Consider the following 18,938-nt stretch of genomic DNA (forward strand, 5'->3'; position numbering starts at 1 on the left):
CGGTCATGGCAGAGAAGAAATTCACTGGCCCCATCATCCTTGACCCGATCACCCGCATTGAAGGACACTTGCGGATTCATACGGAGCTCAAGGACGGCGTCATCGCCAATGCCTGGTCCAGCGCCCAGTTGTTCCGCGGCCTGGAGCTCATTGTCAAAGACCGCCCGCCCGAGGATGTGAACCTCTACGTGCAGCGGGCCTGCGGCGTCTGCACCACCACGCATTCCCTGGTCAGCATCCGGGCCGTGGAAGACGCCATCGGCTTCACCCCGCCGCCGGCGGCCCAGCTGGTGCGGCTGCTGATCCTTTCCTCCCTGGTGGTCCACGATCATTTAGTGCATTTTTACCATCTGCATTCGTTGGACTTTTGCGATATGGCCGCCGCCCTCAAGGCCGATCCGGCCGCCGCGGCCAGGCTGGCCACGGAGGTCAGCGGGCGGGAGATTGCGCCGGGGGACTATTTTATCGTCCACGGCCGGCTCAAGAAGTTTGTGGAAAGCGGCCAGCTGGGCTTTCTGGCCAATGCCTATTTCCTCGGCGGCCACCCGGCCTACCGCCTCACCCCGGAAGAAAACCTCATCCTGGCAGCCAATTACCTGGAGGCCCTGCGCATTCAGCTCAAGCTGGCCAAGGCCATGGCCATTTTTAGCGGCAAGAACCCGCATTCCCAGACCATGCGTGTCGGCGGCGTGACCTGCTACGAGAGCATGCGCCCCGAACGCATTCAGGAGTTCCGCGAGCTGTATGAAGAATGCCGGACCTTCATCAACCACAACTACAAGGGCGATCTGTTCATCCTCGGCAAGCGCTATCCAGAGGTGGCCAGGTACGGCCGCACCTCGAACTTCTTTGATTTCTCGGATTTCCACGATCCTGCCACAGGCACGGATCCTTTTTTCAGGGGCGGCGTCCTGTGGAACCGCGACTTCAAAAAGGTGGAAGAGTTCAATCCAGACGAGATCAAGGAACACGTGGCCCACGGCTGGTACAAACCCGGCGAGCCTCGCCATCCCTACGACGGCGAGACCGATCCGGACTATACCGACTACGACCCCAAGGACCGCTATTCCTGGTCCAAGGCCCCGCGCTACAAGGGCGAGCCCATGGAAACCGGCCCCCTGGCCCGGCGGATTCTGGCCTATGCCCGCGGGGAAAAGGAAACCGTGGACCGGCTCAACGAGTGGCTCACGGCCAGCAAGCTCAAGCCGGAGAATCTCTTCTCCACCCTGGGCCGCACGGCCTGCCGCATGGTGGAATCCATTGCACTGGTCAACCGCATGGAGGGCTGGCTCAACGAGCTGGAGGCCATGATCAAGGCCGGGCCCGTGGAGATCTACAAACCCTGGAAAATGCCCGATTCGGCCAAAGGCGTGGGCTACAGCGCCGTAACCCGCGGCGGGCTCTCGCACTGGATTCGCATTGAAGGTGGCAAGACAGCCAATTACCAGATGGTGGTTCCCAGCACCTGGAACCTGGGGCCGCGCTGTGGGGCGGGCAAGCTCTCGCCGGTGGAGGAATCCCTGGTGGGCACGCCCATTGCCGATCCCGAGCGGCCGGTGGAGGTGCTGCGCACGGTGCATTCCTTTGACCCCTGCATCGCCTGCGCCGTGCACCTGATCACCCCGCAGGCGGAACACGTGGTCCGGGTGCTGTAGCGCCGGGCTGCCGAGCTAAACAGGCCGGCCCGGTGCCCGTGGTGGCTGGGCCGGCTCAGAATTTGGGGCTCAGCGGGGCCTTGGTCAGGACGATGGAGGCCGCCTGCAGCCCGACGCCGAAGCCGGAGAGGAGCATGGTTTCCGCATGCTGGGACTCGGGGGCGTCCATGTGGTCGCGCAGGATCAGGGGAATGGAGGAGGAGACGGTGTTGCCGTATTCCCGGATGTCAAAGGGGACCTTCTCGCGAGGCAGGCCCATGTTTTTGACGAGGCTGCCGATGACATATTTGTTGGCCTGGTGGAAGATGTACAGATCCACATCCTCCTCGGGCACGCCGTTATCCTGCAGACAGCGGCGGACATTCCCGGGCACGCAGCGGATGATGAAATTGAAGATCTCGCGGCCATCCATGTACAGGTGCTGGCCGGTCCGTTTGATCAGCGTGTGGTGCTTGTCGCCGTAGGTGTCAAAGGCGCCCTTGCCGATGTGCCAGCGTGGAATATCCGTCAGCAGGGTCACGGCGGCGGCATCGCCGAAGAGCAGGGAGGTGTTTTTGTCCCGCTCGTCCAGGATGTCCGAGTATGGATCCGCGGTAAAGAGCAGGCCGCGGGTGAGGTCGTTGGCTTCCATGAAGTGCCGGGCCACGGAGAGGGCGTACACATAGCCGGCGCAGCCCAGGCCGAGGTCAAAGGTGGCCACGCGCGGGGAGAGCCCCAGCTTGGCGTGCACCACGGCCGAGGTTTGAGGCAGGGTATAGTCGCCATTCTGGGTACAGACACAAAGAAAGTCGATATCTTCCAGTGGGTTTTGCAGTCCTGGCGCGTCGGCGTGCTCCTCGCACAGGGCGGCGAAGGCTTTGACACAGAGATCCGAGGCGCTTTCGTCCGGTGCTTTCCGGCTCAACCGCTGGATACCGATTTTGTCCAGAAAGGCCGGCTGGACGCCGAACTGGCGGACGAGTTCAGGACTGTCCACGTACGCATTGGGGATATACCCGCTCACCGCGGTGATGCCGATCATCACTGTTCCTGCCTTGCGCGCCCGGGCGGTGGCCGCCCTGCGGTGTCGTTCAATCTACAAGTAGTGTCAGGGCCCGCTGGTGCGTCGGCTGTAACGAGCCGTATCGCATCCCGGCCTCTGCCGTCCGCTCCATTCCTGGCCGCACACGGGGAAAGACAAAAAGCGGGGCGCCACCAGCACACGTGTGGTGCCCTCAGCCCGCGCAGCACATTCGGATTTCGCCCTGGGCATTCCCGTTCGGAAATTCTTGCCTGGGAACCTCCCGCCAAGGGATTCCGAATCCACCTGCGACTCGCCTGTGCATGTGTTCGGAGCAACGACGTTGGGCGTTGCGACATGGGGCGTGATGCGCGTTGGCATCGTGCGGCCCAGCATGTTCGCAACGTGAGACCGGTTGCGGCGCTACCGAGCGTGCGCCGGCAGCATCCCGGCCTTGCAGGAACGACCAACAAGACGCCTTATGCCACCAGCAGCGGGCTTGGGTTGTATATAACTGCAACGCCGTTCGTCAACGAAAAGCGACTGTCCCCGCGGTGCGGCGAGCAGATCCGGGATGTTTTTCCTGGATTGACCCAAAGGCGTTCACCGGCTCCGCCTGCCCCTGCGTCACCAAGTAGTCCCATATTGTTGCGCTTTAGTGATTGCCTTGACCGAAATCACATGAAACGTGGCCCGGCCGAACCACTCTTTTCCGCGCTGTGCACTTTTTTTGGGGGAGTTCCGCGCCGCCTGCGCGTCCAGGCCAAACCCGACCGTACAGGTACTGGAAGTCTGTCCCCTCCCATGGTACCCATAGAAGGAGTTTGGCTGCCTGAAGGCCGGGAGTGCCTTTTCCCTGCCTGGCGGTGCACGGCATGCTCATCCCGCGGATTGCGGACAACAGGAGGCACCTCTCTGCATGTGCGCTGCCACACCAACCGCGACACGCCGCCTCAGTCGGCAGATTCTCGGCAAGGTCCTCCTCCTTGGCGTGCTCATCGTCAGCGTGGCCACCATCGCAGGCTACTACCTGGTGTACGATCAGAGCAGGAGCAGAAGGCTTGCCGCCTTGCGGCTGTACATGCAGGAGCGCCAGCAACAGGAAAACCAGCCCTTTCTTGATGCCTCTGACAAACTGTCCTTCTTCCGGGACGAGTTCCTCAGGCTGTACACTTCGGGCCTGCGCTTTTCTGACGAAGACTTCTGGCGGCAATATTTCGTGGATAAAGACGGCGCAACCCGCATGCGGGAGGCGTATTTTCAGGAACAGTTCGACCCGCACCTGGGGCGGGTCTGGGGTATGTCGAGTTTTATCGGCAACAACCAGCCCGTGGACTCCGTCGACTTCAGGCGGCGGTTGCTGCTGGCGAACATCCTTGTCAGCCGCTACGGGCCGGCCTGGCAGGCAGAAGGAATGCTGCACGCCTCCTTCCCGGAAAACGCGCTGACCATTTTTTCTCCGGACGATCCATGGGGCCTCAAGGCCAGGCCGGATCTGCCCATGAACGAACTGGGAACGATCAAGGCCACGCTGCAGTCAGTCAATCCGGAACGCACCCCTGTCTGGACCGGCCTCTACTATGATGAGACTGCCGCCCGCTGGGCCATCACCTTTGAACTGCCCGTGGATTACCAGGGCCGCCACCTGATCAACCCCAGCCTGGACATGCCGCTGGAAGCGATCATGCTCCGGCTGGAGGTCAGCCATCCTGCCGGCGCCAGCAACCTCATCGTCAGCAAGGACGGCTACCTGATTGCGCACCCCGGCACGCTCAGCAACGAGCTGAAGAAGCAGGGCCAGCTCTCCATGGAGAAAATCGACAATCCGGACATTGTCCGCATGTACCACGTGATCGCGAACAGCCCGGCCTCGGCGGAGCAGGGAGTGTTCCTTGTGGAAGACGAGCAGGGCGGCAACTATCTGTTTGTCGCTCCCCTTGCCGGTCCGGGCTGGTGGTTCGTGACCGTGTACCCCAAGGCGCTCATTGCCAGCGAGGCGAACCACACCGCACAGATAGTGCTCGCACTCGGCTTCCTGCTGTTCGTGTTGTATTCCCTGGTGGTGTACAGCATCACCGTCAGGCAGGTGGAGCAGCCGTTGCAGCGGCTGCAGCACGCGGTTTCCCTGGTGGCGGACGGCCAGCATGAAGCCGTGGTACAATCGCCCAGGCTGTTGCCGCTGGAGCAGCAAAACGAAATTGGTCAATTTGCCACCATGTTCCAGGAAATGTGCAAGGATGTCATGGAGTCACAGGCCAACCTGCAGCATGTGGTGGAACATCGCACGCAGGAGCTTGAGGATGCCGTGGCCAAGCTCCGGGCCCTGAGTCTGTTGGACGGCCTGACCGGCATCCACAACCGCCGCTCCTTTGACCGGGATCTTGCCGCGGTGTTCGCCCAGGCGGGATTCGGCGTGGAGTCATTCAATCTCATGCTTATGGATGTGGATAATTTCAAACATTATAATGATATGTATGGACACACCGCCGGGGACGAGGTGTTGCGCAAGGTGGCCGAAACCATTGCTGCCAGCATCAGGAAGGAAGACAGGGTGTACCGCTATGGGGGCGAGGAGATGACCATTCTCTTCAACACCACGGACGCGGAGGCGGCCAGGGAATTCAGCACGCGGATCCTGGACGCCGTGCAGGCCCTGCGCATCCCGCATGCGGGTAGCCCGCATGACGTGGTCACCGTCAGTGCGGGGTTGGTGGCGTTTGATCCCAGTTTCCCTTCGGCAACGGCCATGGTTGATGCGGCTGACGCACGCCTCTATGCGGCCAAGGCTCGCGGCAAGAATCAGCTCTGCAGCAGCGCGGCCTGCTGAGGGCAGTGCCCTGCGCCCATTCCGGGACTGTTCCCTTGACGCTGCAGGGGGGATTGGCTATTCCCCCAACCAGTAACCATTTTTATCAGTAGAGGATTGTGTGAACCTTTCCGCAATGGATCTTGCGATGCTGGTTGCTGGCGAACGCCGCGGCCAGTAAACGCCCCTTCCCACAGCATCCGTAGCATGCGTTCCGCCTTGCTTGCGGACGTCTGCCAGCTGCTGCGCGTTTTCTTCCGCGCTGATCTCCCCGCTCGTCTGCGCCGGGAGTTCGGCCTGCCCTCCCTCGCGTTCTCCGGCAACCCCTGCCTGGTGTCTGGAACGGCCTGTTCAGGCCTTCTCCTTTCCCGTGCCCTCCTGCTTGTGGCTGCGCGCGTGCGCGTCCGCCCCGGGATGGCCTGCCGCGCCATGGCGCGCATGGAGCACCATCATGACGTTGCAGTTGGAGTTATTGCTGAGACCGGAACGAGTTGACGAAAGCCCGCGCATTGCGCGCATCCAATACGCCGCCTTTATGGGGCATCCCCAGCATCCTCCGGGCGCTGCGCCTGTGGAGCATCTGATTGTTGCACGGCTGCGGGCCTCGGGGGCGCTGACGCTCTCCCTGGTGGCGGAGCTGGGCGGCGAGGCCGTGGGCCATCTGGCGCTCTCCCCGGCAAGGGTTGGCAGCGAGCGAGAATGGCTCCTGCTCGGCCCTGTGGGGGTGCTGCCTGCGCATCAGGGCCGCGGCATCGGCTCCGCACTGGTTCGCGAGGCCTTGCGGCGCGTGCAGGCCCTGGAGCCGAGCCCCGTCGGCGTGGTCCTGGTGGGCGACCCCGGCTGGTATGGCCGCTTTGGCTTTCGGAGCTGGCCCGGCCTGTACTGGCCTGGGGTGCCAGAGCGATACGTCCTGGCCGCCAGCCTTGGCGAACGCATCCCCTGTGGCGAGATCGTGGCCCATGCGGCCTTCACCGGGGCTGGCTGTTGAACGGCGCGTCTGCACATTCCCTTTACCTTACATATTGCCTTGTTGCCGGGCGGCTGCCACTGCAGGCGCTCTGGCTGAGGAGATTCATCATGTCTTTGGAACAGTTGGGGTTTGACCAATGGTTTGTCTCGCACGCGGCCGGGCTGTGCCCGGCGGGATGCGATATCGCCCGCGTGGTGGCCGTGGACCGCGGCATGTACCGCCTTGCCGACGGCGAACGAGAGGCCGCGGCCGAGCTCGCCGGCCGGTTCACTTACCTCGCCACGCACTCCATGGCCCTGCCCGGCGTGGGGGACTGGGTGGCTGCGCAATTCTACAACCAAGGCACCGCCGCCACCATTCACAGACTCTTGCCGCGCAGGAGCATGCTCCGGCGGAAACGCCCCGGCGAAAGCACGGAGCACCAGCTGATTGCCGCCAATATCGACACCGCCTTTCTGGTGCAATCCTGTCAGTATGACTTCAACCTGCGGCGTCTGGAGCGCTATCTGGTCATGGCTGCGGATGGGCAGGTGGAGCCGGTGGTGCTTCTGACCAAGGCCGATCTGGTGACCCCAGAAGCGCTGGAGGAGATCATCGCCCGCGTACGCGCCGTGACCTCGGCCAGGGTGCTGGCGGTAAGCAACGTCACCGGGTGGGGGTTCGAATCGCTGGAGGCGCTGCTGCTGCCGGGCAACACCTGTTGCCTGCTCGGTTCCTCTGGTGTGGGGAAGACGACGGTGCTGAACCGCCTGCTTGGGCAGGACGGCTTTGCCACGGGCGCAGTGAGCGGTACCGGCGAGGGCACGCACACCACCACCCGTCGGCAGCTCAGCATCCTGCCTGGCGGCGGGTTGCTGGTGGACACGCCCGGCATGCGTGAGCTGGGCCTGATTGGCGCGGAGGAGGGCTTGCGAGAGGGCTTTGAGGGCATCGAGTCCCTGGCTGCCGCGTGTCGCTTTGCCGATTGCAGCCATCAGCACGAGCCCGGCTGCGCCGTGCGGGCCGCGCTGGAACAGGGAACCCTGCAGGCGGACCGGCTTGCAAGCTACCTCAAACTCAGGAGGGAGGCGGCGTTTCACGAGATGTCCGCATTGGAAAAGCGACAGAAGGACAAGGCCTTTAGCCGGCACGTCAACGCTGTGAAACAAGGGAAGCAACACAACAGGCGCTGAGCCGGGCCGGCCTTTGAGCCGGCCATGGGGGGCGTATTGGAACGGCTCCAGCAATCAACACCGTCTCCCTGCAGCGCGGTTGGGCGGGGCCTCGGTGGCCGAGCAAAAAAATGGGGGCAGCCTGCTGCCCCCATTCTTGAAGATCCCGGAGGGTAACGTCGGAGCTAGCCGTCTTTGGCGTCAGACTGCAGGGCCCGGATGAGTTCGCGGAGCTGCGTTGCCTGGGCGGCCAGCTCCTCCACGGCCTTGGAGGCCTCAGCCATGGCGTAGGACGTCTTGCTGGCGATGACGTTGATCCCATCCATGCTGCGATTGATCTCCTCGCTGGCAGAGGATTGTTCCTCCGCCGCGGTGGCAATGGAGCGCACCTGATCCGTGGTGGCATCCACCAGGGAGACAATATCCTTGAGCGCCTGCCCGGACATGGAGGCCAGGGCGCTTGTTTCCTTGATGCTTGCGACGGAGCGCTCCACGCTTTCCGCGTTGGCCTGGGTGCTTTGCTGGATGGCCCGGATGGCGGTATCGACTTCCTTGGTCGCGGTCATGGTTTTTTCGGCCAGTTTGCGCACCTCGTCGGCAACCACGGCAAAGCCGCGCCCGGCGTCACCGGCCCGCGCGGCCTCGATGGCGGCGTTCAGCGCCAGCAGGTTGGTCTGGTCGGCGATGTCGCTGATAACCGTCAGAATGCGGCCGATATCCTGGGCTTGTTGCCCCAGCGCAGTCATGTCCTGCTTCAGGCGGTCAGTCTGCAGCTGCACTTCGTTCATGCCCTGCAGGGAGCGCGTCACCACGGTGTCGCCCTCCAGTGCCTTCGCCCTGGCCGCTTCTGCCTGGCTGGCCGCGTTGCCGGCGTTTCTGGCCACCTCCAGCACGGTGGCGTTCATCTCTTCCATGCTGGTGGCTGTTTCGGATATTCTGGCGGATTGATCGCCGGCGCCGCGGCTGGATTCATCAACCTGGGCCGCCAGTTCTTCCGTGGCCGTTCCCAGGGCAAGCACAATGCCTTCCAGTGCCCGCGCCGCCTCCAGCATGCCATCGCGCCGCGCAGAGACGGCCTTGAGGCGGGCTTCCTCCGCATGATGAAAAGCATCCTCGGCATCCCGGGCACTTTGTTGGGCCGCCTCCGTATTGTGGACGATGTCTGCGATGTTATCCTGGAGCACCTGGGCCGTGGCGTTGAGGGTCGTCATGATTTCCCCAAGCTCGTCCGCACGGGTCACAACGGCACGATACTCGTAGTCCTTGCTGGCAATGTGGGAAAGAAACGTGCGGACCTGGCTCAAAGGTTTGACGATGACATGGTTGGAGAAGATCCACACCCCAGCGGCAAGCACCAGCAGGCCGATTCCGGCAATCCAGGCGAGCTCGAACACAGTGGCCCGCACCGGGCCCATGACTTCCGCCTCGGAAATCATGCCCACAAGTTTCCACCCGAGGTTGGGGGAGGTATACACCATGCCGATGAACGGCTCCCCGTCCTGGGAGAGTTCCAGACTGCCCTGATTCATTTCCAAGAGCTTCCTGAAGGCAGGGTCGTCTATTTCCTTGACTTGTTTGAAGTTCTGCTCAGGCCGGCGGGGATTGGCCAGGATGACGCCATCGTCCTGCACCAGGATCAGATAGCCTTCCTTGCCCACCCGGATGGACTTGGCAAGATCCGTGAGTTTTTTGAGGGAGATATCCACCCCAACAACGCCCAGCAGGCGGCCATCCCGAACGACCGTGCGCATTACGCTGGTCACGGCTTCGCCTGTGGTGCTCAGGTAGGCCTTGCCCAGGACGGCCTTGTCAGGCACGCCCTTGGCTCCGAGATACCACGGACGTTTCCGGGGGTCATAATCCGCGGGCATGTCACCGGCTTGCAGTGAACTGACGAAGCTCCCTTTCTCCGAACCCACAAAGACTTCCACAAAGGCCGGGTGCGTGTTCTGCATCAGGGAAAAAAACTCCGCCAGCGCTTTGCCCGCCGTGTCGTCTGCCAGAACCGTGGCCTTTTTCGCGGGCTGCCCTACGTGGGTGGAGGTCACGGCATCGAGCTGGGAGGTGAGCGGGCTTGCCGCAAGCAGCTCCGCATTCATCTTGGATTCTTCGATAAAGAGCGAGATGGAGTACTCCACCTGCGCCAGCTGGCCAAGGCCGCCACGCACGGCATCCTCAAGTGATTGCTGTGCAAAATTTCGCGTGACTAACAAAAAGAGGGCGAGAAGGATAAGCGAAATCATGGCGAGGAGGCCAGCAATGAGCTTTATCTTTATTGAGACTCGCATGGAATACCCCCAATCTGCACGTAGGTTAACTGCTGTTGTGCGGCGTCAATGAAATCTTACTCGTTTTGAATTTACAACTATACCAATGGGGTGATGACAATAATGTGACAAGCCCATACATCGCAAAAACAGGCCAGCCTGGGGGATATCCCCTTGGCATGTTGAGGCACTTCACGCGGCGTTATGGCGGAGACAAAAAAAAAGCGCACACGGCTGTGTGCGCTTTTGCGTTCGTATGGCGTCCCCAAGGGGATTTGAACCCCTGTCGACGGCGTGAAAGGCCGTTGTCCTGGACCAGGCTAGACGATGGGGACGCGCTCTTGGGCGGTGGCAGCAGGGCCACCGCAGGCCGCAGTGAAAATCGGGCAAGCCAATTCCAACCGCGGAAGAGAGCCTATAGATGATTTTCGGGTCACCCGTCAATCAAAAAATGCAGGGGAAGGGAAACCCATCCGGGCCCGCGCAGCCATGAGGATGCCTCGCCGCCACGGCCCCTGCAGCGCCGGCCGGAACGCTCACCGAGGCACTTTCGTTTTGAGCGAGATGTGATTGACTTCAATTTCCTGATTGTTGAACACCACAAACCCGACCTTTGCATGGGAAGGGCGCTCGTATTTCGTCGTGGTAACGTAATTGCCATTGATGTAATACTGCACTGAGTTCCCGACCCGATGCATTTTGAGTTTGTTCTGGGCGCCATTGCCTTTTCGTATGAACGCGCAGGGAGTCCAATCCACAATGATGGTCAGTTTGTCATCGCTGAATTTCTGAATGGAATAACTGCCATCACCACTAATCAAATACCTGTAGGTAGTGGAGGGATCCTTGCTAACCCCCCAGATCAGGCCGAATCCATAATTCAGCGGCCCGCTGATTTTTTTGAAAGTCGCATCAAGAATAAAATCATCATCCGGTCGGAAGCCGATGGATTTGTAGGAGAGCCAGCTGCCATCGGTTCGTTTGTGGTACATGCAGTACGCACCGGGTTTTTTCTGCAGGCGAATTTCCTGGGTCTCCTTTTCGGTCCACCCGTGGTCAGGTGACGTAAAATTCTCTGAGTAGGTCAGGGTATAGCCCTGCTCGCTCACAGGGCTGCCTGCCGGCCCCGGAGTTGGGGCAGGAGCGGGGGCCGCCGTCTCTTCCTGCTCGGGTTTCTTCACTTTTTTGGGCGGGCGTGGCTTGGCAGCAGGCGTGGCTTCCGCCGGCTTGGGCTGTTTCTGCTTGGGTGCGGGCTTCTCGGCCTCACCGCCATCTATCAAGGACTTGGGCATGGTGGGTTGCTGGGAAACGGCCTCACCCGGTCGCAGCACCGCAAGGCCCGCCAGGGAGGCGAGCAGGGCGGCAGCGAGAAGAAGCCTCCGGACCGCACACATATTCAGTAAATGATGTTGCCGACTGGCAACAGTTGTCTGGTGTCGAGTTTCTCTTGCTTTTTCCATTTGGTGCTGCAGTTCATCACGTTCACCTCAAATCCCGATGCAGTGCGTTTGACCATCAGGCATGATGTCGGGCTCTTGTCGCATTTGATGCTGTACTTGGGGTTGAGCCACATGGTTTCGTTGCCGTCCACGATCAAGGCCTCGGGGGCTGTCCAGGCGATCTGGCCAGCCACCATCTTTCCGGTGGAGGGGATGAACAGCTCTGTCAGCTTTTCAATGACAAATTTCGACGCGTTAAAGATGCTTTCCAGGTCATTCTTGGCAAAGGAACCGTGAGCGAATTCAATCTTGCCGTCTGTGACTCTGATGATGCGGGCGTCAATGCGGATGGAATCGTTGTACCCGGTGACCGATCCGGAAATCACGAACTGCGCGCCGAACAGCTGGCCGATCTTCTGGGCCACGGAGGTGATGCTTTTGCCCTGTTCGCCGTATTCCATTTCATCCAGAATTTTCTTCAGGGCCTCGCGTTCAACGACATCGTAGGCGCCAATATTAACGGCCGCAGTGGTCATGAACTCGGAGACCATTCTGCCGCGGGACACGTCTTTCGTGTCTCCCCCCAGCGAGTCGAACTGCAGGATGGCGATTTTGATTGGCGGCTCCGCCTCTTGCGGGGCTGGAGCCTGGACGGCAGGCGGGTCGGCTAAGGCATGCACTGCGGGTTGGGCCTGCAGGGGCAGGGTCCACAGCGCGAACAGCAGGAGGGCTGTCCCGAGAATGACCTCCCGGACGCGCAGGATCGCGGCTGCACACGCAGGCCGTGCCTGAGGCGCACGCCTGAAGCTCCCGGGCAAAGGATCCTGCCAGATCATGTTCCCGCCTTGTTGCCGGAGGGTTGAAGGCCTCCGCCAGCATAGCAGTATTCCACGCCTCTTGGGAAGGGTGGAAGCCCTATGGCCGGGTGCGAAACACAGATCTGGTGGCAGCGGGCAGTATTCTGTGGAATGTGTGGTGCAGGCCGAGGGAAAGGATGCGCGGTCTCAGATCCAACAGACCCGCGCGAAAAGGCCCTGACACGAAACGCAGGGGCGTGCGGGCACAAAAAAAGGCTTGCACGTGCGTGCAAGCCTCAAAATTCGGTGGCGTCCCCAAGGGGATTTGAACCCCTGTCGACGGCGTGAAAGGCCGTTGTCCTGGACCAGGCTAGACGATGGGGACGCGCTATGCAAGTTGGCTGGGGGACAAGGATTCGAACCTTGGTTAACGGGGCCAGAACCCGTCGTCCTGCCGCTAGACGATCCCCCAGCGCGGAAGAAGAGCTTTTATACACTTCCGCCGGAGCCGTCAAGCTCCAACTGCTCTTTCAGCAATTTTTGCTACACCGCAGCAGCAAGGCGGCGGGTGCGCTTTTTCAGCTTGTTGATCTTGCGGCGCAGGGCGTCACGATCCTTGCTGGATTCCAGCTCGGTCTTCTGGGCGCGCATTTCGCGGATGGACTTCTTGAGCTGATGGATCTGGGCCTTGTAGGGGGAAACCTTGCCGCCTTCTTCGGTCATGCCAAAGGCTTCCTTGATGGCCTTGATGATGGCATCCTTGTCCATGCCGGAGGCGCCGGTGATCATGGGCAGCTTGGCGATCACGAGGTCGCGCAGTTCCTTGGCGGTCATCTTGTCCAGGGGCTTCTTCAGCCCAAGGCTCTCAAAAGAAATTTCTTCAGCCATGGTCTTCATCCTTATAATGTGCCTCCCCGGGAGGGGAGGGGGGCGTTCAGTCGCCGCGTTCGCCAGTTTCCCCGGGCGCGTCGCCGTGGGGCACGGTGCGGCCGGTCACCATCTTCACATAGGCCCTGTAGGCCCTGGCCCAGGGGGTGTCCCCAGCGGCCAAACGCGCAATCGCCGTCGGTGCGCCCAGCTCGCCGACTTCTTGCAGCGAGGGGATGGGCAGGGCCGGCGGCGGAGCAGGCGTTGCATTCAACGGAGTCCGGGTCATTAGCAGTTCACCCTGGACATTGTCAAATAGTTCCTGCCCTAAAAATTGATGCACGTCGTATAAAATTTGCGGGGCGTAGAACACCAGCTCGTGCATGCCCATGGCGTCTTCCACTCCCACGCGCAAGATGCCGTGGTGCGAGCCCAGGGGATGTGCCCAGGCGGCGATCTCCGGCCCCACGGCCGTGTCCCACTCCCGCCACAGCCGCACCAGGGCCAGGCCCTCAGGGGCGCCGGGGATGCGGGTGAGCAGGGTGTCTGCCAGGGAACCGGCGCGGGCCTGGCCGGTGTGCTCTCGGGTGCGTGCCATGGAAGGACTCTAGCGGATTTTTGGGGTTGACAAAAGCCCCGGCCTTGGGAATAAAGATATCAACAATTCTTGATATGCAAAATTCCTGAACCACACATGGATCTTCTTGCCTGCCACAAGGCCCTGGCCGACGACACCCGGCTGCGCCTCTTCCACCTGCTTGCCCACCATGAACTCAATGTGGGCGAGATTCTGGACGTGCTGCAGATGGGTCAGAGCCGCGTTTCCAGGCATTTGAAGATTCTGGCTGACGCGGGCTTGCTCGTGGCGCGGCGGCATGGGGCCTGGGTGTTTTATGCCGTGGACCGGGAAGGGCCGGCGGCGGCCTTTGTGCAGGCCCAGCTGCCGCTGCTGGCGGCGCTGCCTTCGGCTGTGCAGGATCTGGAGGCCGCGGAACTGGTGGTGGAGGAACGCGCCCGGCAGAGCCGCCAGTTCTTCGACGCCCTGGCCCCCCGGCTGGACGCCATGCACCGCGAGATGCTTGGTGGCGAGGATGTGGCCGGGCTGGTCATGGAGTCTTTTGATTCCCTGCCCCCCTGTGCCGTGGTGGCGGATCTGGGCTGCGGGGCCGGCGCGCTGCTGCCACCGCTACTGACCAGGGTGACGGGAGTGCGCGAAAGGGGCGGGCGAGTTATCGGGGTGGACAGCTCCTCCCGCATGCTGGCCCAGGCGGCCAAGCTCCTGCAACGCGAGGGCCTGCCGGCCGAGCGCGTCTCCCTGCGGCTGGGGGATCTGGAGCATCTGCCCCTTTCGGACGGCGAGGCCGACTGCGCCGTGCTCTCGCTGGTGTTGCACCATCTGCCCTCGCCCCGCCGGGGGCTGGCCGAGGCTTGGCGGGTGCTGGCGCCGGGCGGGCGCTGCGTGGTGGTGGAATTCGCCCGGCACGAACACGAGGCCATGCGCAAAAAATACGGCGACCGCTGGCTGGGCTTTGCGCTGGAAGAGCTTGCCGCCTGGTGCGGCGAGGCCGGCTTTGTCATTGCATCAACCACGTCCCGGCCCCTGCCGCATGGGCTGGGACTGCTTCGCGTGATTGCACGCAAATCCGAACACAACCCGAACAGGACATAATGGAGTGCCCATCATGGTAAAACCGCTCGATCTCTCCCTTGAGTTCAAGGTCGCCGACATGGCCCAGGCCGATTGGGGCCTCAAGGAAATGCAGCTGGCCGAAAACGAAATGCCCGGCCTGATGGAGACCATCAAGAAGTACGGTCCCCAGCAGCCCCTGAAGGGCCTGAAGATTACCGGCAGCCTGCACATGACCATCCAGACGGCCATGCTCATCAAGGCCCTGCACGCCCTGGGCGCGGATCTGCGCTGGGCCTCCTGCAACATCTTCTCCACCCAGGACCATGCCGCCGCTGCCGTGGCCAAGGCCGGCCTGGCCAAGGTCTTTGCCTGGAAGGGGGAGACCCTGGAAGATTACTGGTGGTGCACCGAGATGGCCCTGACCTGGCCCGACGGCTCCGGCCCGGATCTCATCGTGGACGACGGCGGTGACGCCACCCTGCTCATCCACCAGGGCGTGAAGTGCGAGAAGGATCCGTCCCTCCTCGACAAGCCCGTGGACAACAAGGAATTCGCCATCGTCATGGCCCGGCTCAAGGCCGCCTACGCCCAGAACCCCGGCCGCTGGCAGGCCGTGGCCGCCAAGATCAAGGGGGTGTCCGAGGAAACCACCACCGGCGTGCATCGCCTCTACCAGATGCAGAAGGCCGGCGAGCTGCTCTTCCCGGCCATCAACGTCAACGACTCGGTCACCAAGTCCAAATTCGACAACCTCTACGGCTGCCGCGAATCCCTGGTGGATGGCATCAAGCGCGCCACGGATGTCATGATGGCCGGCAAGTGCTGTGTGGTCGTCGGCTACGGCGACGTGGGCAAGGGCTGCGCCCAGTCCATGAAGGGCTACGGTGCCCGCGTGAAGGTGGTGGAAATCGACCCCATCTGCGCCCTGCAGGCCGCGCTGGAAGGCTATGAAGTGGGCACCATGGACGAGTTCGCCGCCGAGGGCGACATCTTCGTCACCGCCACGGGCAACTACCACGTCATCAACTACAGCCACATGCAGCAGATGAAGGACGAAGCCATTGTCTGCAACATCGGCCACTTTGACTCGGAAATCGACATGCACTCCCTGGAGACCGATCCGGCCTGCAAGAAGGACGAGATCAAGCCCCAGGTGGACAAGTGGACCCTGCCCAATGGCCGCTCCATCATCGTCCTGGCCGAAGGCCGTCTGGTGAACCTGGGCTGCGCCACCGGCCACCCCAGCTTCGTCATGAGCGCCAGCTTCACCAACCAGGTGCTGGCCCAGATCGAACTGGCCACCCGCGAGCATGAAGCCAAGGTGTATGTGCTGCCCAAGGTCCTGGACGAGGAAGTGGCCCGTCTGCACCTCGCCCGCCTGAACGCCCGCCTGGCCCCCCTGAGCAAGGAACAGGCCGCCTACATCGGTGTGCCCGTGGAAGGCCCTTACAAGCCGGATCATTACCGGTATTAATGTGTTCCACGGCGGCAAGGCGATGCGACCATCGCCTTGCCGCCGGCAGGCTCGCCAGCCGGAGTGCGCGAAGTTCGGGGGAGTCCTTTCTGCAGAAAGGGCTCCCCCGTTTTTTCAAAGAAAGTGGGAGGGCGGGAGGTTGCAACAATCTGCAGTTTGATCTTGTGCTTCAGGGGGAGCACGACGTATAGTTGCATCCAACTGCCCTGAAACCCGGCACAATGATGAAGCTATTCCCCCCGCGAACGTCCATCAAAAGCCGCCTGAGGTTGTTCAGTCTGGCGCTTGTCTTCCTGCCCCCGACGTTGAGTCTGGGGTTCTTTGCCGTGTATGCCGTGTCCTTCCTCAAGGACAGGGCCTTCGAAAGCCTGCACCATGTGCTGGAATACGATAAAAGTTTCATAGAGCGCTGGGTGCGGGAGCGTCAGCGTGACGTGCGGTTTCTGGCGTCCCTGCCTGTGGTGGAACGGCAGGAGCTGGCCGCCATGGACGCCGTGTTCCGGCAGTATGCCGCCACGCACGATGATGTGACCGGGGTGATTTTCCTGGACGCCAGCGGGGTGAACGTGGTGGACACTGCCACCTCGCAGCGGTTGTATTTCCAGGATCGGGACTATTTCAAGGCCGGGCAGCAAGGACAGCCTTTTATTACGGACATTTTCATCGGGCGCACCTCGGGCAAGCCAATCATCATTTTTTCCGCCCCGGTGCACGTGAACGGGCGGTTTTTGGGGGTGATTACCACGCCGGTACGGCTGGCCACGGTGGATGGCCTGCTGAACATGCTGCGCATCGGCCGCCAGGGCAGTGCGGCGCTGCTGGACAGTCAGGGCGCCTGGTATGCCGGCGCAGGGACCGGCCTGGACGCGGTGTCGGAACAAAGCACCCGGCGGAGCGAATTCATTCCCAAGGAAGTCCTGCGAACCTGCCTCGACCAAGATACGGTGATCCCGACGACCAATGCGCAGGGCCAGCGGGCCCTGGCGGCCGCCCTGAGCATCAACAACGGCAGGTGGGTGCTGGCGGGACAGCTGCCCCTGGTGGACGTGCTGCAAGAATACACCGCCTTCCTGCTGATGGCCCTGCTGGGCGGCGGGGTGACCCTGGCGATCCTGACGCCGTTTTTGTTGCGGCTCATCCACTCGCTCGAACGCCCCATGCAGGATCTGGCGGAAATGGCCAAGCATATGGCCGAGGGGCGCTTTACTTCCGAATGCCCGATGCTCAGGACCCACAAGTCGGAGCTATGGGAAGTGCGGGTGCTCACCGACGCGTTTTGCCGCATGCAGGAAATGGTGGGCGAAAGCGTGGACAGCCTGAAGCGGATGACCATCACCGACCAGCTGACCGGCTTGTACAACCGGCGGCATCTGCTGGAAGAAGGGCGGCGCATTGTGGATGTCTGCCTGCGCGGCGGTCGGGAGTGTGTCTGCATCATGGCCGATGTGGACCGCTTCAAGCAGGTCAACGACACCTGGGGGCATGAGGTGGGCGACACCGTGCTGCAGCTGGTGGCAGACGCCTTGCAGCATACCTGCCGGAACTCGGATGTGGTGGCCCGGTTTGGCGGGGAGGAAATCGTCATCGTGGCTCCCAACGCAGGGCTCAAACAGGGGCTGGAGCTGGCCGAACGCTTGCGGGCCGCCGTGGAGGCCCTGGTTCTTGAGGTGGGCGGGGAGCGTGTGCCGCTGACCATGAGTTTTGGCGTGGCTGCCTGCATTCCGCCTTCCGGAGCGCACGACGCACTGACTGCCGAACTCGTGCTGCATGACACCTTACGCCGGGCGGATGGGGCCATGTATGCCGCCAAGCAGGCCGGGCGCAATCAGGTGAAAGCCGGATGAGGACAGCGTGCAGCATCAGACCGCATGCGTATTGAAAGCCGAAATCATTCACTTGCCTTGAACCGGGGAACGTGCCAAGGATGCGGCCATGTTTGCAGCTGCATCCTTCGACCTTGCCCTCTTCTGTGCCCAGGCAGCAGCCATTGTGCTGGAAGCCATGCCCTTTTTGCTTGCAGGCTCCTTTCTTGGCGCCTGTGTGGACGCCTGGCTCACCCCCGAGCGCGTGGCCCGGTATGTCCCTTCCAGCCCCGTGGGCAGTGTCTGCGCCGGGCTGTTTGCCGGAGCGCTTCTGCCCACCTGCGAATGCGGCGTGGTGCCTGTGGTGCGCCGGCTGCTGGCCCGCGGCGTGCCTTCCGGGGCGGCCTTCGGCTATCTGCTGGCCGGGCCGGTGGTCAACCCGGTGGTCATCGCCTCCACCTGGTTCGCCTTCAAGGGGGATTGGACCATGGTCGCCGCGCGCCTGGGCATGACCCTGGTGACGGCCGGCTGCACGGCCGGGGTGCTGGCGGGCATTGCGCCGGGTCTGGCCGTGCGGGGTAATGGTGCTGCGGCTGCGGCCTGCGGCTGTGGCTGCGGGCACGAGCATGGGCATGGTGACGCCTGCGGCGATCCGGAATCCGCCGCCCTGCCGCGCTGGGCGCGTCTGGCCCGGGCCACGGCGAGGGAGTTCATCGCCATGAGCCAGTTTCTCGTCCTGGGGGCCCTGGCGGCATCGGCCTTTCGCAGCTTTGTCCCCGGCACGGTGGTGCAGTCCTTTGCGGACAGCCTGCCCCTGGCCGTGTTCGGGATGATGGGCCTGGCCGTGCTGCTCTCCATCTGCTCCGAGGCCGACGCCTTTGTGGCCGCCAGTTTTTCCACCTTCCCCTGGCCGGCCCTGGCGGCGTTCACGGTCATCGGCCCCATGCTGGATCTGAAGCTCATCCCCATGTTCTGGGCTTCATTTCACCCCCGGGTGGCGCTGGTGCTCACGGTGTTGCCGCTTGTGCTTGTGAGTCTGCTTTCCCTGTGCCTGGGGTTGTTGTGGGGAGGGAGTTAACC

At 62.4% G+C, this 18,938-nt stretch carries 14 protein-coding genes and 3 tRNA genes; 8 read left to right on the forward strand and 9 right to left on the reverse strand.

From position 1 onward, the window contains the following. Positions 1 to 5: 5 nt before the first annotated feature. On the forward strand, positions 6 to 1,655 hold the full coding sequence (locus ACYQ00_RS06060; RefSeq protein WP_460031267.1) for a nickel-dependent hydrogenase large subunit: 1,650 nt from the start codon (positions 6 to 8) through the stop codon (positions 1,653 to 1,655). Between the two features lie 55 nt (positions 1,656 to 1,710). On the opposite strand, the gene ACYQ00_RS06065 is transcribed toward ACYQ00_RS06060, so the two are convergent. Beyond that, a complete protein-coding gene (locus ACYQ00_RS06065) occupies positions 1,711 to 2,676 on the reverse strand; it encodes a ketoacyl-ACP synthase III (RefSeq protein ID WP_460031268.1) in 966 nt (321 codons plus the stop codon). Between the two features lie 898 nt (positions 2,677 to 3,574). Here ACYQ00_RS06065 and ACYQ00_RS06070 point away from each other — a divergent pair. The 3 genes from ACYQ00_RS06070 (at position 3,575) to rsgA (ending at position 7,603) form a co-directional block, all read left to right on the forward strand. After that, positions 3,575 to 5,482 (forward strand): sensor domain-containing diguanylate cyclase, encoded by a 1,908-nt coding sequence (locus ACYQ00_RS06070; protein ID WP_460031269.1) that lies wholly within the window; start codon positions 3,575 to 3,577, stop codon positions 5,480 to 5,482. A 430-nt stretch (positions 5,483 to 5,912) separates the two neighbouring features. Continuing rightward, a complete protein-coding gene (locus ACYQ00_RS06075; RefSeq protein ID WP_460031270.1) occupies positions 5,913 to 6,449 on the forward strand; it encodes a GNAT family N-acetyltransferase in 537 nt (178 codons plus the stop codon). Between the two features lie 89 nt (positions 6,450 to 6,538). Next, positions 6,539 to 7,603 carry a ribosome small subunit-dependent GTPase A gene (rsgA, locus tag ACYQ00_RS06080; protein ID WP_460031271.1) on the forward strand — a complete coding sequence of 355 codons (1,065 nt, stop codon included), beginning with the start codon at positions 6,539 to 6,541 and terminating at the stop codon, positions 7,601 to 7,603. 164 nt (positions 7,604 to 7,767) lie between these two features. On the opposite strand, the gene ACYQ00_RS06085 is transcribed toward rsgA, so the two are convergent. From ACYQ00_RS06085 to ACYQ00_RS06120, 8 genes are all read right to left on the reverse strand, one after another. After that, positions 7,768 to 9,750, reverse strand: a complete 1,983-nt coding sequence (locus ACYQ00_RS06085; protein WP_460031272.1) for a methyl-accepting chemotaxis protein — start codon at positions 9,748 to 9,750, stop codon at positions 7,768 to 7,770. Positions 9,751 to 10,106: 356 nt separating this feature from the next. Beyond that, positions 10,107 to 10,184, reverse strand: a tRNA-Glu gene (locus ACYQ00_RS06090). A gap of 201 nt (positions 10,185 to 10,385) precedes the next feature. Then, on the reverse strand, positions 10,386 to 11,309 hold the full coding sequence (locus ACYQ00_RS06095; protein ID WP_460031273.1) for a hypothetical protein: 924 nt from the start codon (positions 11,307 to 11,309) through the stop codon (positions 10,386 to 10,388). Then, a complete protein-coding gene (locus ACYQ00_RS06100) occupies positions 11,246 to 12,124 on the reverse strand; it encodes a FlgO family outer membrane protein (protein ID WP_460031274.1) in 879 nt (292 codons plus the stop codon). The genes ACYQ00_RS06095 and ACYQ00_RS06100 overlap by 64 nt, the downstream gene beginning before the upstream one ends. 268 nt (positions 12,125 to 12,392) lie before the next feature. Continuing rightward, positions 12,393 to 12,470 (reverse strand) — tRNA-Glu (locus ACYQ00_RS06105). A 13-nt stretch (positions 12,471 to 12,483) separates the two neighbouring features. After that, a tRNA-Gln gene (locus ACYQ00_RS06110) sits at positions 12,484 to 12,557 on the reverse strand. Between the two features lie 71 nt (positions 12,558 to 12,628). Further along, complete coding sequence (locus ACYQ00_RS06115; protein WP_460031275.1) at positions 12,629 to 12,973, reverse strand: hypothetical protein; 345 nt, start codon at positions 12,971 to 12,973, stop codon at positions 12,629 to 12,631. Positions 12,974 to 13,019: 46 nt separating this feature from the next. Further along, on the reverse strand, positions 13,020 to 13,550 hold the full coding sequence (locus tag ACYQ00_RS06120) for a DciA family protein (protein ID WP_460031276.1): 531 nt from the start codon (positions 13,548 to 13,550) through the stop codon (positions 13,020 to 13,022). 96 nt (positions 13,551 to 13,646) lie between these two features. On the opposite strand from ACYQ00_RS06120, the gene ACYQ00_RS06125 reads away from it, so the two are divergent. The 4 genes from ACYQ00_RS06125 to ACYQ00_RS06140 all read left to right on the forward strand — a co-directional run bounded on the left by ACYQ00_RS06125 (position 13,647) and on the right by ACYQ00_RS06140 (position 18,936). Next, positions 13,647 to 14,621, forward strand: a complete 975-nt coding sequence (locus tag ACYQ00_RS06125; RefSeq protein ID WP_460031277.1) for an ArsR/SmtB family transcription factor — start codon at positions 13,647 to 13,649, stop codon at positions 14,619 to 14,621. A gap of 13 nt (positions 14,622 to 14,634) precedes the next feature. Then, the gene (ahcY, locus tag ACYQ00_RS06130; RefSeq protein ID WP_460031278.1) at positions 14,635 to 16,056 is read left to right on the forward strand and encodes an adenosylhomocysteinase; all 1,422 of its coding nucleotides are present in this window, start codon (positions 14,635 to 14,637) and stop codon (positions 16,054 to 16,056) included. A gap of 221 nt (positions 16,057 to 16,277) precedes the next feature. Next, positions 16,278 to 17,900 carry a sensor domain-containing diguanylate cyclase gene (locus ACYQ00_RS06135; RefSeq protein ID WP_460031279.1) on the forward strand — a complete coding sequence of 541 codons (1,623 nt, stop codon included), beginning with the start codon at positions 16,278 to 16,280 and terminating at the stop codon, positions 17,898 to 17,900. A gap of 88 nt (positions 17,901 to 17,988) precedes the next feature. Next, positions 17,989 to 18,936, forward strand: a complete 948-nt coding sequence (locus ACYQ00_RS06140; protein WP_460031280.1) for a permease — start codon at positions 17,989 to 17,991, stop codon at positions 18,934 to 18,936. Positions 18,937 to 18,938: the final 2 nt, after the last annotated feature.

This window comes from Megalodesulfovibrio paquesii (assembly GCF_054653055.1).

Excerpts from the sequence above, each read along its gene's own strand:
- ACYQ00_RS06060 (WP_460031267.1), top strand. The coding sequence starts at position 6 with ATGGCAGAGAAGAAATTCACTGGCCCCATCATCCTTGACCCGATCACC.
- ACYQ00_RS06065 (WP_460031268.1), bottom strand. The coding sequence starts at position 2,676 with ATGATCGGCATCACCGCGGTGAGCGGGTATATCCCCAATGCGTACGTG.
- ACYQ00_RS06070 (WP_460031269.1), top strand. The coding sequence starts at position 3,575 with ATGTGCGCTGCCACACCAACCGCGACACGCCGCCTCAGTCGGCAGATT.
- ACYQ00_RS06075 (WP_460031270.1), top strand. The coding sequence starts at position 5,913 with ATGACGTTGCAGTTGGAGTTATTGCTGAGACCGGAACGAGTTGACGAA.
- rsgA (WP_460031271.1), top strand. The coding sequence starts at position 6,539 with ATGTCTTTGGAACAGTTGGGGTTTGACCAATGGTTTGTCTCGCACGCG.
- ACYQ00_RS06095 (WP_460031273.1), bottom strand. The coding sequence starts at position 11,309 with ATGGAAAAAGCAAGAGAAACTCGACACCAGACAACTGTTGCCAGTCGG.
- ACYQ00_RS06100 (WP_460031274.1), bottom strand. The coding sequence starts at position 12,124 with ATGATCTGGCAGGATCCTTTGCCCGGGAGCTTCAGGCGTGCGCCTCAG.
- ACYQ00_RS06115 (WP_460031275.1), bottom strand. The coding sequence starts at position 12,973 with ATGGCTGAAGAAATTTCTTTTGAGAGCCTTGGGCTGAAGAAGCCCCTG.
- ACYQ00_RS06120 (WP_460031276.1), bottom strand. The coding sequence starts at position 13,550 with ATGGCACGCACCCGAGAGCACACCGGCCAGGCCCGCGCCGGTTCCCTG.
- ACYQ00_RS06125 (WP_460031277.1), top strand. The coding sequence starts at position 13,647 with ATGGATCTTCTTGCCTGCCACAAGGCCCTGGCCGACGACACCCGGCTG.
- ahcY (WP_460031278.1), top strand. The coding sequence starts at position 14,635 with ATGGTAAAACCGCTCGATCTCTCCCTTGAGTTCAAGGTCGCCGACATG.
- ACYQ00_RS06135 (WP_460031279.1), top strand. The coding sequence starts at position 16,278 with ATGATGAAGCTATTCCCCCCGCGAACGTCCATCAAAAGCCGCCTGAGG.
- ACYQ00_RS06140 (WP_460031280.1), top strand. The coding sequence starts at position 17,989 with ATGTTTGCAGCTGCATCCTTCGACCTTGCCCTCTTCTGTGCCCAGGCA.